General features: G+C 71.9%; 15 protein-coding genes. 11 read left to right on the top strand and 4 right to left on the bottom strand.

Translation table 11 applies throughout. The features are described from left to right. Positions 1–30 precede the first annotated feature (30 nt). Positions 31–891 carry a zinc metalloprotease HtpX gene (htpX, locus tag LO762_RS23625; protein ID WP_230618081.1) on the top strand — a complete coding sequence of 287 codons (861 nt, stop codon included), beginning with the start codon at positions 31–33 and terminating at the stop codon, positions 889–891. A 245-nt stretch (positions 892–1,136) separates the two neighbouring features. Next, positions 1,137–1,940, top strand: a complete 804-nt coding sequence (locus LO762_RS23620) for a hypothetical protein (protein ID WP_230618079.1) — start codon at positions 1,137–1,139, stop codon at positions 1,938–1,940. Positions 1,941–1,969: 29 nt separating this feature from the next. Here LO762_RS23620 and LO762_RS23615 read toward each other — a convergent pair whose 3' ends face one another. Continuing rightward, a complete protein-coding gene (locus LO762_RS23615) occupies positions 1,970–3,025 on the bottom strand; it encodes a type III polyketide synthase (protein ID WP_230618077.1) in 1,056 nt (351 codons plus the stop codon). Between the two features lie 193 nt (positions 3,026–3,218). Here LO762_RS23615 and LO762_RS23610 point away from each other — a divergent pair, with 193 nt between their 5' ends. Both LO762_RS23610 and LO762_RS23605 read left to right on the top strand, forming a co-directional pair. Beyond that, positions 3,219–3,986 carry a GNAT family N-acyltransferase gene (locus LO762_RS23610; protein ID WP_230618075.1) on the top strand — a complete coding sequence of 256 codons (768 nt, stop codon included), beginning with the start codon at positions 3,219–3,221 and terminating at the stop codon, positions 3,984–3,986. A gap of 38 nt (positions 3,987–4,024) precedes the next feature. Continuing rightward, the gene (locus tag LO762_RS23605; RefSeq protein ID WP_230618071.1) at positions 4,025–4,837 is read left to right on the top strand and encodes a 1-acyl-sn-glycerol-3-phosphate acyltransferase; all 813 of its coding nucleotides are present in this window, start codon (positions 4,025–4,027) and stop codon (positions 4,835–4,837) included. Here LO762_RS23605 and LO762_RS23600 read toward each other — a convergent pair. From LO762_RS23600 to LO762_RS23590, 3 genes are all read right to left on the bottom strand, one after another. Continuing rightward, on the bottom strand, positions 4,777–5,391 hold the full coding sequence (locus LO762_RS23600; protein ID WP_230618069.1) for a TetR/AcrR family transcriptional regulator: 615 nt from the start codon (positions 5,389–5,391) through the stop codon (positions 4,777–4,779). The genes LO762_RS23605 and LO762_RS23600 overlap by 61 nt on opposite strands. A gap of 99 nt (positions 5,392–5,490) precedes the next feature. Then, a complete protein-coding gene (locus LO762_RS23595; protein ID WP_230618068.1) occupies positions 5,491–5,880 on the bottom strand; it encodes a VOC family protein in 390 nt (129 codons plus the stop codon). 250 nt (positions 5,881–6,130) lie between these two features. Further along, the gene (locus LO762_RS23590; RefSeq protein ID WP_230618446.1) at positions 6,131–6,493 is read right to left on the bottom strand and encodes a MerR family transcriptional regulator; all 363 of its coding nucleotides are present in this window, start codon (positions 6,491–6,493) and stop codon (positions 6,131–6,133) included. Between the two features lie 78 nt (positions 6,494–6,571). Here LO762_RS23590 and LO762_RS23585 point away from each other — a divergent pair, with 78 nt between their 5' ends. The 7 genes from LO762_RS23585 (at position 6,572) to LO762_RS23555 (ending at position 13,599) form a co-directional block, all read left to right on the top strand. Next, positions 6,572–7,747 (top strand): MFS transporter, encoded by a 1,176-nt coding sequence (locus tag LO762_RS23585; RefSeq protein ID WP_230618066.1) that lies wholly within the window; start codon positions 6,572–6,574, stop codon positions 7,745–7,747. Between the two features lie 45 nt (positions 7,748–7,792). Beyond that, complete coding sequence (locus tag LO762_RS23580; protein ID WP_230618064.1) at positions 7,793–8,851, top strand: winged helix DNA-binding domain-containing protein; 1,059 nt, start codon at positions 7,793–7,795, stop codon at positions 8,849–8,851. Between the two features lie 687 nt (positions 8,852–9,538). Next, positions 9,539–10,192, top strand: coding sequence for a response regulator transcription factor (locus LO762_RS23575; protein ID WP_230618062.1), 654 nt, complete (start codon positions 9,539–9,541; stop codon positions 10,190–10,192). Between the two features lie 447 nt (positions 10,193–10,639). After that, positions 10,640–10,819 (top strand): hypothetical protein, encoded by a 180-nt coding sequence (locus LO762_RS23570; RefSeq protein WP_230618060.1) that lies wholly within the window; start codon positions 10,640–10,642, stop codon positions 10,817–10,819. Further along, a complete protein-coding gene (locus tag LO762_RS23565; RefSeq protein ID WP_230618058.1) occupies positions 10,816–12,087 on the top strand; it encodes a beta-ketoacyl synthase in 1,272 nt (423 codons plus the stop codon). The genes LO762_RS23570 and LO762_RS23565 overlap by 4 nt, the downstream gene beginning before the upstream one ends. Continuing rightward, entirely contained in the window at positions 12,084–13,343 is a 1,260-nt protein-coding gene (locus tag LO762_RS23560; protein WP_230618056.1) for a ketosynthase chain-length factor, read from the top strand. The genes LO762_RS23565 and LO762_RS23560 overlap by 4 nt, the downstream gene beginning before the upstream one ends. Then, positions 13,333–13,599: an acyl carrier protein gene (locus LO762_RS23555; RefSeq protein ID WP_230618054.1), complete on the top strand. Its 267-nt coding sequence runs from the start codon at positions 13,333–13,335 to the stop codon at positions 13,597–13,599. Before LO762_RS23560 ends, LO762_RS23555 begins: the two co-directional genes overlap by 11 nt. Positions 13,600–13,657 lie beyond the last annotated feature (58 nt).

Raw genomic sequence — 13,657 nt, 5'->3', positions numbered from 1 at the left:
GGACGTAGGGCCAAGGGGAGGTTCTCGGACATGAACGGCATCAAGACGGCGTTGCTCATCGGCGCCCTCTCGGCGCTGATGCTGCTCGTCGGGTGGGGGCTCGGCGGGCGCGGCGGGCTGACGATCGCCCTCATCATCGCGCTCGTGAGCAACGGGGTCGCCTACTTCTTCAGCGACAAGATCGCGTTGCGGTCGATGCGGGCGCACCCGATCAGCGAGGTGGAGGCGCCGGGGCTGTACGCGATGGTCAGGGAGCTGTCCACCCAGGCCAGGCAGCCCATGCCGCGCCTGTACGTCTCCGAGACGCCCCAGCCCAACGCGTTCGCCACCGGCCGCAACCCCCGCAACGCGGCGGTCTGCGTGACGCGCGGCATCCTCCAGATGCTGGACCAGCGCGAGCTGCGCGCGGTCATCGGGCACGAACTCTCGCACGTGTACAACCGGGACATTCTCATCTCGTCGTTCGCGGCGGCGCTCGCCACCGTCATCACCTACCTGACGTACCTCGGCATGTTCATGCCGGGCCGCAGCGACCGCGGTGGCGGGCCCGGGATCTTCGGCGCGCTGCTCATGGTGTTCCTCGGCCCGCTCGCCGCTGGGGTCATCCAGATGGCGATCAGCCGCACCCGCGAGTACCAGGCCGACGCCTCGGGCGCCGAACTCACCGGCGACCCCCTGGCGCTCGCCGACGCGCTCCGCAAGATCTCCGGCGGGGTGCGGGCCCGGCCGCTGCCCGCCGACCCGCAACTGGAGTCCACCAGCGCCCTCATGATCGCCAACCCCTTCACCGGCGGCGGCCTCGCCCGCCTGTTCTCGACGCACCCGCCGATGGAGGAGCGCATCGCCCGCCTCCAGCGGATGGCCGGGCCCAGCCAGTACCACCTGCACTGACGACCCTGGGCGCGTGGGCGGGTTCCACGGGGTGGGAACGGGTTGGGAGGATGTCCGGTGGTTGTGGGCCGCATCGGGTGGCTCGCTCGGTGTCGGGGGTGCTTGGCGTGGTGGAGGGGTGGCGGGCGGCTCGGAGGTTCCCGGAGACGTATCCGGGTGAGTGTCCGGCTTACGACTACCTGTTGTGGAACGACTCCGTGCGTCCGTTGCCTGAGGGGGAGGGGCTCGGGGGGCTTGATGCCCATTTGAAGGGGCTTGGGCTGCCGGGGGTCGCGGAGCGGGTGCCGGTGCTCGCGTACGGGGCCAATCGGAATCCGGCGACGTTGCACGTGAAGATGGGCGATTACCGGTATCGGGCTCCGTTCGGGCGGGATGTGTGTCTGCCGGTGCTGCGGGCCACCCTTGCCGACGCGGAGGTCGTCGCGTGCGGGCTGCACGGGCAGGGCTACCTGTACGGGGAGCTTCTGCTGGACTCTCCGCACGCGGACGGGGTGGTGCTGGAGGCTCGGGTCTGCCTTGCGGACGCGGACCAACTGCGGGTCCTGAACGACAGCGAAGGGATACGGGAGGGGCACTACCGGCTGGTGCGGGTGCCCGGAGTGCGGGTGGAAGCCGCCGGGGTGGAGATCAGCGCTGTCGCTTACGCGGCGGACGCGCACGTGTGGGTCTCACCGGTGCACGAGAGCCCGCTGGGGTTCGACACGGTGCCCGCGTTGGGCAGGCGGGTGCCTTCGTTGAACGCCACTGAGGGGCTTGACCACGTGATCACGGTGTTGGGGCTGCGGGAGGACGTGTGCCGGTGGACGGGGCTTGATGACACGGGCTCGCTGGCGGCGGAACTGGCCAAGTACCTGAACGGGCAGTGGTGGTACGCGCGGCATACCGGGCGGGAGCCTATCGCCGGATACGGGCGGGTGTTGGGGGCGGTGCGGGAGGGCATGGCGGGGCGGACTCTTCGTAGCCGGACCTTCGACTCTCTGGCCGAGAGGGGGCTGGTCATAGGGGACGCCTACGCGCCGGAACCCTTGGGCGGGGTGCTGCTGCCGTGAGGGGGTGGCACGGGTCGTCAAAGGGGTCGCTACCAGGCGAGGAGGACGAGTTCGGCGCAGAAGCCGGGGCCGAGCGCCATGAGGAGGGCGTGGCCTCCGGCGGGCGGGGGGCTCGCGGCGAGCGTGTCGGACAGGACGTGCAGGACCGACGCCGAGGAGAGGTTCCCTTTCTCGCGTAGGGAAGTCCGGGTAAGGGCGAGCGCCGAAGGGGACAGGCCCAGGGTCTCCACCACCGCGTCGATGATCTTCGGGCCGCCCGGGTGGCAGATCCACGGTGTGATGTCGCGCGGGGTCAGCCCGTGCGCGGCGAGGAACCCCCGGACGTCGTCGGCGAGGTGGGCGCGGACCATCTCGGGGATGCCCGGGTCGAGCATCACGCCGAACCCGTCGCCGGAGACCCGCCACCCCATGAGGTGCTCGGAGTCGGGGTAGAGGCGGCTGCGGCTGGCCAGCACGGTGGGCGCGGCGGGCAGGTCGTGCGCGGCGCCGCAGACGACGACGGCGGCGGCCCCGTCCCCGAACAGCGCGCTCGCCACGAGGTTGGCGAGCGTGCGGTCGTGGCGCTGGAGCGTCAGCGAGCAGAGCTCCACCGACAGGAGGACGGCGACGTGCCCCGGCCAGCCCGTCAGGTGGTCGTGCACACGGGCCAGGCCCGCCGCGCCGCCCACGCAGCCGAGGCCGAAGACGGGGACGCGCCGCACGTCGGCGCGCAGGCCCAGCTCGGCGGCGATCCGCGTGTCGATCGAGGGCGCCGCGACGCCGGTGGTGGAGACGGTCAGGATGAGGTCGACGTCCTTCGCGTCGAGCCCGGCGTCGTCCAGGGCCCCCTCGACGGCCCGTGCCCCCAGGGTGACGCTCTCGGCCACGTAGGCGTCGTTGGCGCCTCCGAAGCCGTCCAGGCCCGCGTAGCGCTCGATCGGGAGGGCGAGGCCCCGCCTGCGCACCCCCACGGCGGTGTGCAGGCGCCGCAGGAGCGCCTGCTTTGTCCCGGTGAGGCCCCAGCCGTCGATGAGGGCGCCGGTGATCCGCTCCTGCGGATACCGGTGCTCGGGCACCAGGGCACGAACCGCCGCGATACGCGTCATTCTTCTTGGATAAGCCCTGCTTGCCCAAGAACGGGGCTTCTCGTGGGCAAGCGACGGCGACGGTTGTTCGCGGCATTCATCCGGTGTTCCGGCGGGCGCTCGGCTCCCGTCGCCCGGTGGGCGCTCACACCACCGAAGGTAAGCGGCGGCTCAAGGGCCGCGCCCGCGGCCCGCCGAACGCGGGAGAACGCCGATGACCACGCCCCTGCGCAGCCGCCCGCCGGTGGAGGCGGCCGCCGGCGCCTACACGATCTCCCTCGCCGACACCCCCGAGCAGGTGCGGGCCGCCCAGCGGCTGCGCCACCAGGTGTTCGCGCACGAGCAGGGCGCCCTGCTCGACACCCCGGTGCCGGGCCACGACATCGACTCCTTCGACGCCCACGCCGACCACCTCCTCGTCACCGAGCGGGCGACGGGCGAGGTCGTCGGCACCTACCGGCTCTTCCCGCCCGGCCGGGGCGGCCCGTCCTACTCCGCCACGGAGTTCGACATGGACGGCCTGCCCGGCGACGTCCGCGGGTCCCTCGTCGAGACGGGCCGGGTCTGCGTGCACCCGGACCACAGGTCCGGCGCGGTGATCACCCTGCTGTGGTCGGGGATAGCCCGATACGTCCTGCTTTCGGGGTACCGGTACCTCGGCGGGTGCGCCTCGGTGTCGCTCGACGACGGGGGAGAGGCCGCAGGCGCCGTCCGCGCCCTCACCGCCGCCCGGCACGCCGCGCCGCCGGAGCTCACCGTCCACCCCCGCACCCCGTGGCGGCCCGCCAGGCCGCGGCCGGGCACGGGCGACGAGGACCAGACGGCGCTGCCCGCGCTGCTCCGGGCCTACCTGCGGCTGGGCGCCTGGGTGTGCGGCGAGCCGCACTACGACCCGGCGTTCGGCACCGCCGACTTCTTTGTGCTGCTCGACACCGAGCGGCTGAACCCCAGGTACCGGCGCTTCTTCCTGGGCGAGCGGTGAACGTCTGGGCGCCCCGGTCACCCTGCACGGCCGCCTGCGTGGCGCACGCGCTGTCCCCGGCGTCCCGGCTGGTCGCCGCCCGGCGTGCCGCCGCGCTGGCCGGAGCGGCCGCGTGGGCCGCCGTGCTGCCCGTCTCCCCGGCCAGGCTGACGCCGATGACGCGGTCCCTCCTCGCCGCCCTGGGCGTCCGCGCGGAGCTGGAGGGACCCGGCTTCTCGGTGCCGGGCGAGGTGGGGACGCTGATCGTGGCGAACCACGTGTCCTGGCTCGACGTGCTCGCGGTGCTGTCCGTCGAACCCGTCACCATGCTCGCCAAACGCGAGGTGGGCGACTGGCCGGTCATCGGCCGGATCGCGCACGAGGCGGGCACCGCCTTCATCGACCGGGACGGCCTGCGCTCGCTGCCCGGCACCGTCGCCGAGCTGACGGCGCTGCTCCGGGCCGGCCAGTCCGTCATGGCCTTCCCCGAGGGCACGACGCGGTGCAGCACGCCGGGCCCGCTGCGCCGTGCCGTCTTCCAGGCGGCCCTGGACGCTGGCGCGCCCGTCCGTCCCGTGACGCTCGCCTACCGGCAAGACGGCAGGCCCAGCACCGTCGCCGCGTACGTGGGCGTCGACTCCTTCGGCGTCTCCCTCGGCCGTGTCCTCACCGCGTCATCCCTGACCGTCCACCTACGCGTCCATCCGCCGCTGCACCCCTCCGCCGCCGACACCCGCCGCACCCTCGCCGCCCGTGCCACCGCCGTCCTGGAGGGGGTCGCCCAGCCCGCGCCCGCCTCTGTTCCGTCTCCTCAGGAGGCTATGGAGTCGGGGGAGGGCGGCGGCGCCAGCAGCCGGTCGATGACGGTGTGAAGGATGTGACGGAACAGTTCGAGGGTGTCCGGGTCGTCGGCGTAGGTCATGCCGCCGCCGCGCGCCGGGATGCCCGAGCCGAGGAAGCCGTTGATCGACCACAGCACGATCCCGAGCAGCGCGTAGGGGCCGAGGTCGGCTGGCGCGGCGTCGCCTACGCGGTGGGCGGCGAAGCGCAGTAGGGGCCGCATGTACCTGTCTTCGATCTCGGTGATGTCGCGGGCGTCCGACGCCCACCGGTGCACCCAGAGCGCCATGAAGTCCGGATTGTGGGCGTAGAAGTCGAGATAGGCGTCGGCGATCCGGTGCATCGCCGCGCCGCCGCCCTCGCCGTGCGCCACCGCGGCCTCGATCTTGACGAACTTCAGTTCCGCGATGCGGTCCATCACCCGCACGTACAGCGCCCGCTTCCCGCCGGTCAGCTGCATCACCGTGGACGTCGGCACGCCCACGGCGTCGGCGATGAGATCCATCGACGTAAGGTCGTAGCCCATCCCCGCGAACAACCGCGTGGCGACGTCGACGACGACCTCGTCCGTCACCGCTTCCCCCATTCCTCGACGCTAAGGCCCGACGCCTCTGCCCTTCGCCGGGACCGGGTCATGCTTCGGCCAAAACGCCGCCTTTGCGCCGGTGGCCCCGCGCCGGACGGTTCAGGGGCGGGTGTCGCGGCGTAGGGGGTGGTCGGCGGGGATCTCGACGAGGACGACGCGTAGGCCGTCGGGGTCGGCGATCCAGCCCTCGACCAGGCCCCAGGGCTCCACCTTGGGCTCCCGCAGCATCTCCACCCCGACCCAGGCCAGCCGCGCGAACTCCGCGCGCACGTCCCGCACCTGGAGCCACAGCGCCACGGACTCCGAGGGCGCCTCCGCCGACCGCCCCGAGACCTCGAGGAACCCCGTCCCGAGGAAGAACACGGTGCCGGGCTCCTCGGGCGTGCCGAACTCCCGATATACCGCGAGCCCCAGCACATCCCGATAGAACCGGATGCTCCGCTCCGGATCCGAAGCCCGCACCAACACCCGGCTGCTCAACACATCCACACCCGCCTCCTCCCCACCCCTCTCCCGCCCAACCCCCACAACCCGCCCGAGCCCACGCCCCTGCGGCCCCACCAGCCGACGAGCGCGCTTCAGCGGCCCGCGACGAGCGAACGTGGCCCGACGGACGACCGAGCCGCCCCCGGGCGTCCTGGCGGCTCGTGACGGGCGGACGCGGCCCTTCGGACGCGCCGGTCTCCGGCGGTGTCGGCCGGGTGGGGAACCCTGACGGCTGTGGGAAGGTCGCGGGGGCTCAGGCGAGGGCTGTGACGGCGGACAGGTAGCCGTCGATGGCGTCGCGGTTGCGGATGAGGCATTCGATGCGGCGGGTCATCCTGTCGCGTTCGCGTTGCAGGGTGGCGAGCATCTCGGGTGTCGCGTCGCGGAAGTGGATGACGCGTGGTTTGTCGAGGCAAGGCAGGATTTGCCGGATAATCCGGGTGGGGAGTCCGGCGTCGAGAAGGCCGCGAATCTGGATGACCCGGTCGACCACCTGGTCGTCGTACTCCCGGTACCCGTTCTCGCGGCGCCGGGGCAGAAGGAGTCCCTGCTCCTCGTAGTAGCGCAGGGACCGGGCCGGGGTGTCGGTCAGCCGGGCCAGTTCGCCGATGCGCACTGTGATCACCCCCACGTCCGGTCGCGGTGTCCGATCGGTTGACCTTCACACCAATGTCAACCCTTGACGATACGGGCCATGACGCAGACAACACAATCCGCGCCGCCGCTTCCCCTCGCGGGACTGCTCGCCCTGGCGACGGGCGGATTCATCACCGTCATGACCGAGGCGCTGCCTGCGGGCGTCCTGCCCGCGATGAGCGCGGATCTTGCGGTGAGCGAGTCGGCGGCCGGGCAGACCGTGACGATCTACGCGATCGGCTCCGCCGTCGCCGCCGTGCCCCTGACCGCCGCGACCGCGGGCTGGCCGCGCCGCCGCCTGCTGCTCCTCGCGATCGCCGGATTCGCCGTCGCGAACACCGTCACCGCGACGTCCACCAGCTATCCGCTGACGATGGCGGCCCGCCTCCTCGCGGGCGTCGTCGCGGGCCTGCTGTGGGCCCTGCTCGCCGGATACGCCCGGCGTATGGTGTCGGCCCCGCAGCGCGGCAGGGCGATGGCGATCGCGATGGCGGGCATTCCGGTCGCTTTGTCGGTAGGGATTCCGGCCGGGACGTTCCTCGCCGGCCTCGTCGGCTGGCGCTGGACGTTCGGGATCATGACGGTGCTCAGCCTCGCCCTGCTCGGATGGGTCGCCCTGACCGTGCCCGCGTTCCCCGGAGCGTCCCGTCAGGAGCGGCTCCCGCTACGTCGCGTCCTGCGCATCCCAGGGGTCGCGCCAGTCCTGGCGGTCACCCTGACGTTCGTGCTTGCGCACAACCTCCTGTACACCTACATCGCGCCGTTCCTGGAGCCGGTAGGACTCGGACACAGGGTCGACGCCGTTCTATTGACCTTCGGCGTCGCCTCCTTGGTGGGTCTCCTTGTCACCGGAACCCTCATCGACACCCGGCTACGGCACCTGATGGTCGCGTCCTGTGCCCTCTTCGCCGTCGCCACCCTGGGCCTCGCTCTCTTCGGCGGCTCCGCTGCCCTCGTCTACGTCAGCGCCGCCGTGTGGGGCCTGGGCACCGGCGGCGTCGCCACCCTTGTCCAGACGGCCTCCGCCGAGGCCGCGGGCGACGCGGGCGACGTCGCCCAGTCCCTCATCGTCACGTCATGGAACATCGCCATAGGCTCCGGCGCGCTCTTGGGCGGCGCCCTACTCACCGCCACGCCCGTGACCGCGCTGCCTTGGTGGGCCCTTCCCCTGATCCTGATCGCTCTCCTTACGACCGCCCGAGCACGTCACGCTTTTGTCACCCGCACCCCGTAGCCTCCTGATCGACTCATAGGCCCGCGTTGGTAGGGAGGGGTGCGCGTGCGGTCACTCAGCCCGTCCCAGGCCAGGCTGCTCCGGGCGGCGTCGCAGGGCATCGGGGACGGTCGGCGCGCGACGTCGGCGGCGGCCGTGCTGGCGCGCTGCCTCGCCGTCCAGGCGCAGGACCTGCGGGCCGCCGCGCTCGGCATCCGGGCGCGCGCCACCGGGCTGACCGAGGCGGATGTGCACGCCGCGCTCGGCGCCCGCGACCTCGTCCGAGGCTGGTTCATGCGCGGCACGCTGCACCTCGTCCCGGCCCGCGACGCGGGCTGGCTGCGCGAGCTGTTGGCGCCGTCGCTGTTGCGCCGCAGCGAACGCCGCTACCGCGAGCTGGGGCTCGGCCCGGCGGAGCTGGCCCGGGGCGAGCGGGTGATCGCCGACGCCCTCGCTGACGGCCCGCTCACTCGGGACGAGCTCGCGGTACTCCTGAAGGAGGCGGGCCTGGACGTCTCAGGGCAGGTCCCTTTCCATCTGGTCCGCCGCTCCGCCCTGCTCGGCGCCGTCTGCTTCGGCCCGCTCCGCGAGGACGGCGCCGCCACCTACGTCCTCGTAGCCGACTGGCTGCCTTCGGCTGCGGGCCCGTCGGGTGAGGACGCCGTCCGGGAGCTCCTGCACAGGTACCTGGCCGCACACGGCCCGGCGACAGCCGCCGACTTCGCTACCTGGTCCGGCCTCGGACTGCCCGCCACACGCGCCGCCTGGACGCACCTGCTTACCTCCGGCTCGATCGAACCATGCCGCGTCGGCGACCAACCCGAGCACGCGCTACCCGCAGGAGAGCCCCTCACCTTGGAGCCCACCGGCGACGTCCGTCTCCTCCCGGCCTACGACAACTACCTGGTCGCCTACAAGAACCGACACCTCTCCGTCCCACCCGAACACGAACGCGCCGTCTGGCCCGGCGGCGGCCAGATCAACCCCACCATCGTCGTCGACGGCCTGGTCCAGGGCACCTGGCGCCAGAACCACACACCCACCCCCTTCCACCCCCTCCCCCAACCCGCCCTCACCACCGAACTAACCGACATCTCCCACTTCCTCCACCCCACCGGCCGCTGACCGCGCGGACGAACTCCGGGTGGCTCCGGGTTCGCTGGAAATCGGTGTCCCGGAAAGCGGGAACGGCTCGCATATGTCGGATGATCCGAGGGGGCGACGCGGGTATTCGCCGATGGTGCGGTGGTCGAGGCGCCGGTCGCCGACGCCCGTGCCGCGCTTTCTCCGACCTGTTCTCCATCCGCGGTTCTGGTCCGCGCGCGCCGGGCGGGCCGACGGTGTGGTCCGGGGGCCCTCGGGTGGGCGCTCTGTCGATGCGCAGGGTGGCGCCGGTCGCCGCCGACGGCGGAAGCGCGGCCGCCGGGGCGCGGCGGGGGTTCGCGCGCGCACCACAACCGGCCTGGCGCACTCAACGGAGATCCGGCGGTAATCGAACGGACGATGGTAAGAGATGGGCCACTCTACCCGGTCTCCGTTCTCGGGTCCCACAGATCCAAACCTTTTGGACAAGACCTCGGGACCTTAACTCCCTTGCCGTAGTGCGAGGGGTTGAACAAGTCGTCGAATGGACAGTGTGATCCAGGTCACATCACAGTTGCGCGCCGGTGCATCTATCCTCTGAAGCCTGAACGTGGGAGATTGGCGCCTAAATGTCTGCAGGTTCTAACGTGGGCTGGGGGTACGGCGGTGTTCAGGAATGCGGTGACGGAAGCCGGCTCCCCGACCGGAACGCAGCCTAAGACGGGCTGCATGCGTGTGCTGGTGGTGGAAAGCGATGTCTCCGAGGCTGCGGACCTGGTGCGCGGATTGCGTCGGCACGGCCATCAGGTGAGCAGTGTCGGCACCGGGGCCGACGCCCTCCAGACGTTCGACGACGCCGACTTCGTCCTGCTCGACCTCGAACTCCCCGACCTGGACGGCCTGGAGGTCTGCAGGCTCATCCGCAAGGCGGGGGACACCCCCGTGATCGCGGTGACCGGCCTCGGCAGCGAACTCGACAGGGTGCTGGGCCTGCAGGCCGGCGCGGACGACTACCTGGTCAAGCCGTACAGCTTCCGTGAGCTGATAGCGCGGATCGAGGCGGTGATGCGGAGGGTGAAGCCGCAGCCCAAGGAGCCCGAGACGCTGGTGCGCGGGTCGCTGCGGATCGACGCGGGCACCCGTCAGGTGACCGTCGACGGCGATCCGGTCGAGCTGACCCGCAAGGAGTTCGACCTCCTGTACCTGCTCGCGTCGCGGGACGGCGAGGTCCTCCCGCGCAAACAGATCATGGCCCACGTGTGGGGTGACTCCTGGTCCCGTCGCACTGTCGACACGCATGTCAGCAGCCTGCGCGGCAAGCTCGGCGGCAGCGAATGGATCGTTACGATCCGGGGCGTGGGCTTCCGGCTCGGGCGCGGCTGAGCGGCGGGCCGTCGAGGTCGGCTGGAGCCCCGCACCGCGTGGGGGCCGTCGCGGGACGCCGCCCGCCGCGTGCGACAGGTGCCGAGTATCGCGGGCTGGATCGGTGGGTGCGGCGGGTGCGGCGGGGACCGCGCGGCATCGGTGGCGTTTCGCTCGCGTCCGGCGCCTGTGACATTCGGAAATGACCTTCACCCCTGTTTCGGTCGTTGTGAAATTCGTCGGCGGCGTACTCGGCTAAGCCCGCCGATAAGTCCGGCCGGGCCCCGGGGTCCTTACCGTGTTCGGCACCCCGACACGCCACCATCCGGCCGATCTGACCATTTTCTGACCTTCCCCTGAATTCCGTCGAACCCTTCCACACAACACCTGGATTTTCAGACCGGTTCCTGGCATTCCAGACCTTGAACCGGGATATCTGCCCGCAGAAGAATCGGGTGGTGCTCCGGTGTGCCGTACCCGAACGACTTTCCAGCAGATTTTTCTCCCATCGGCGGAGCCATCATCGGCGCCGGGCGCCGTCAATGGCGAATCAAGGACAGAGAGGTGAACACCGTGAACAGCGACGGCAGTGAGCGGATCCAGGCGGCGCCGACCGGCCCGCGGTTCACCTGGGAGCCGGCGGCATGACCGCAAGACGTGTCGCCATCACTGGAATCGATGTCCTCGCTCCCGGGGGCACCGGCGTCGAGGCGTTCTGGAGCCTGCTGAGCGAGGGCCGGACCGCGACCCGCGCGATCACCTTCTTCGACCCGGCCCCGTTCCGCTCCCGGGTGGCCGCCGAGATCGACTTCGATCCCGAGGCGCACGGCCTGAGCCCGCAGGAGGTCCGGCGGATGGACCGGGCCGCGCAGTTCGCGGTGGTCGCCGCCCGTGGCGCGGTCGCCGACAGCGGCGTCGACCTCGCGGCCCACGACCCGCACCGGATCGGGGTGGCGATCGGCAGCGCGGTCGGCGCGACCATGGGCCTGGACGCGGAGTACCGGGTCGTCAGCGACGGCGGCCGACTGGACCTCGTCGACCACAGGTACGCGGTCCCGCACCTCTACGACTACCTGGTCCCCAGCTCCTTCGCGGCCGAGGTCGCCTGGGCGGTGGGCGCCGAAGGGCCCTGCACCGTGGTGTCCACGGGCTGCACCTCCGGCATCGACTCCGTCGGCTACGCCGTCGACCTGATCCGCGAGGGGTCCGCCGACGTCATGGTCGCCGGTTCCTCCGACGCGCCGATCTCCCCGATCACCATGGCCTGCTTCGACGCGATCAAGGCGACGACGCCGCGCCATGACCGGCCGGAGCGCGCGTCCCGGCCCTTCGACGGGACCAGGAACGGGTTTGTGCTCGGTGAGGGCGCCGCCTTCTTCGTCCTTGAGGAGTTCGAGCACGCACGTCGGCGCGGTGCCCGGATCCACGCGGAGATCGCCGGGTACGCCACGCGCAGCAACGCCTACCACATGACGGGGTTGCGCCCCGACGGCGCGGAGATGGCCGAGGCGATCAGGGTGGCGCTCGACGAGGCACGGATGGCGCCGACCGCGATCGACTACGTCAACGCGCACGGCTCGGGCACGAAGCAGAACGACCGGCACGAGACGGCGGCTTTCAAGCGCAGCCTGGGCGATCACGCCTACCGGACGCCGGTGAGCTCCATCAAGTCCATGGTCGGCCATTCGCTCGGGGCCATCGGTTCCATCGAGATAGCCGCGTCGGTTCTGGCGATGGCGCACAACGTGGTGCCGCCGACGGCGAACCTGCACACCCCCGACCCCGAGTGCGACCTCGACTACGTGCCCATCGTGGCCCGCGAGCGGCGGACGGACGCCGTCCTGACCGTCGGCAGCGGTTTTGGCGGTTTCCAGAGCGCCATGGTGCTCGCCCGGCCGGAGAGGGGAGCTGTGTGAACACGCCTGTGGTGGTGACGGGGCTGGGCGTCGTGTCGCCCAACGGCCTCGGGGCCGCCGACTACTGGGCGGCGACCCTGGTCGGCAAGAGCGGCCTCAGCCGGATCACGCGCTTCGACCCGTCCCAGTATCCGGCTCGGCTGGCGGGCGAGATCCACGGATTCGCGGCCGAGGAGCACCTGCCGAGCCGGCTGCTGCCGCAGACCGACCGGATGACCCGGCTCGCGCTGGTCGCCGCGGACTGGGCGCTCGCCGACGCGGGGGTGTCGACCGCCGAGCGGCCCGCCTTCGAGATGGGTGTGATCACCGCCAGCGCCTCCGGCGGCTTCGAGTTCGGCCAGAACGAGCTGCGGAAGCTGTGGAGCCGGGGCGGCCAGTACGTGAGCGCCTACCAGTCGTTCGCCTGGTTCTACGCCGTCAACAGCGGCCAGATCTCGATCCGCCACGGGCTGAAGGGGCCGAGCGGGGTGGTCGTCAGCGACCAGGCGGGCGGCCTGGACGCGGTCGCCCAGGCCCGTCGGCAGATCCGCAAGGGCACGCCGTTGATCGTCTCCGGCGGGGTCGACGCCTCCCTGTGCCCCTGGGGCTGGGTGGCGCAGACGGCGGGCGGCCGGCTCAGCACCAGCGACGAGCCGTCCCGCGCCTACCTGCCCTTCGATTCCGCCGCCCGCGGGCATGTGCCGGGCGAGGGCGGCGCCATCCTGATCATGGAGGATCTCGCCGCGGCACGCGCGCGCGGGGCGCGGGTCTACGGTGAGGTCGCCGGGTACGGCGCGACCTTCGACCCGAGGCCCGGCAGCGGACGCGCTCCCGGCCTGCGCAAGGCCATCGAGCTCGCGCTGGCCGACGCCGACACGGGCCCCGCCGCCGTCGACCTGGTTTTCGCCGACGCGGCGGCCCTGCCCGAGCTGGACCGGTCCGAGGCGGCGGCGCTGTGCGCGGTGTTCGGCGCGCGCGGGGTCCCCGTCACCGCGCCCAAGACGATGACGGGGCGGCTGTACTCGGGAGCCGCCCCGCTCGACCTGGCCACCGCCTTCCTCGCGATGCGGGAGGGGATCATCCCGCCCACCGTGAACGTGGAGGCGGCCGCCGAGCACCGGCTGGACCTGGTCACCCGGCAGACCCGGGACGCCGAACTCCGCACCGTGCTGGTGCTGGCGCGCGGCCACGGCGGGTTCAACTCGGCGATGGTCCTGCGTTCGGCCCGCGACACGGACCCGCCAGTCGCGAACGAGAGGAAGACCCATGTCCGGTGAATTCACGCTCGACGACCTCAAGCGCATCCTGCGCGCCGCCGCCGGTGCCGACGAGTCCGTCGATCTCGACGGTGACATCGCGGACGCCAGCTTCGAGGCGCTGGGCTACGAGTCGCTCGCCCTCCTGGAGACGGGCAGCAGGATCGAGCAGGAGTACGGCATCGTCCTCAGGGACGACCTGCTGACCGTCGAGGAGACGCCCAGGGGACTGATCGACTCCGTCAACGCGCACCTGTCCGGAGCCGTGTCCACCTGACCCGCGCCCGCCGGGCGGTCCCCCGCCGCCCGGCGGAGCCCGCGAGGACAGGGTCCCT

The organism is Actinocorallia sp. API 0066 (assembly GCF_020991275.1).
In the GTDB taxonomy this organism is placed as follows: domain Bacteria; phylum Actinomycetota; class Actinomycetes; order Streptosporangiales; family Streptosporangiaceae; genus Actinocorallia.
The sequence above is the reverse complement of the archived record's forward strand: the minus strand, read 5'-3'. Positions and strand labels throughout refer to the sequence as shown.

Coding starts and splice junctions, on each gene's coding strand:
- htpX (WP_230618081.1), top strand. CDS start 31: ATGAACGGCATCAAGACGGCGTTGCTCATCGGCGCCCTCTCGGCGCTG.
- LO762_RS23615 (WP_230618077.1), bottom strand. CDS start 3,025: ATGACGCGTATCGCGGCGGTTCGTGCCCTGGTGCCCGAGCACCGGTAT.
- LO762_RS23610 (WP_230618075.1), top strand. CDS start 3,219: ATGACCACGCCCCTGCGCAGCCGCCCGCCGGTGGAGGCGGCCGCCGGC.
- LO762_RS23600 (WP_230618069.1), bottom strand. CDS start 5,391: ATGGGGGAAGCGGTGACGGACGAGGTCGTCGTCGACGTCGCCACGCGG.
- LO762_RS23585 (WP_230618066.1), top strand. CDS start 6,572: ATGACGCAGACAACACAATCCGCGCCGCCGCTTCCCCTCGCGGGACTG.
- LO762_RS23575 (WP_230618062.1), top strand. CDS start 9,539: ATGCGTGTGCTGGTGGTGGAAAGCGATGTCTCCGAGGCTGCGGACCTG.
- LO762_RS23565 (WP_230618058.1), top strand. CDS start 10,816: ATGACCGCAAGACGTGTCGCCATCACTGGAATCGATGTCCTCGCTCCC.
- LO762_RS23555 (WP_230618054.1), top strand. CDS start 13,333: ATGTCCGGTGAATTCACGCTCGACGACCTCAAGCGCATCCTGCGCGCC.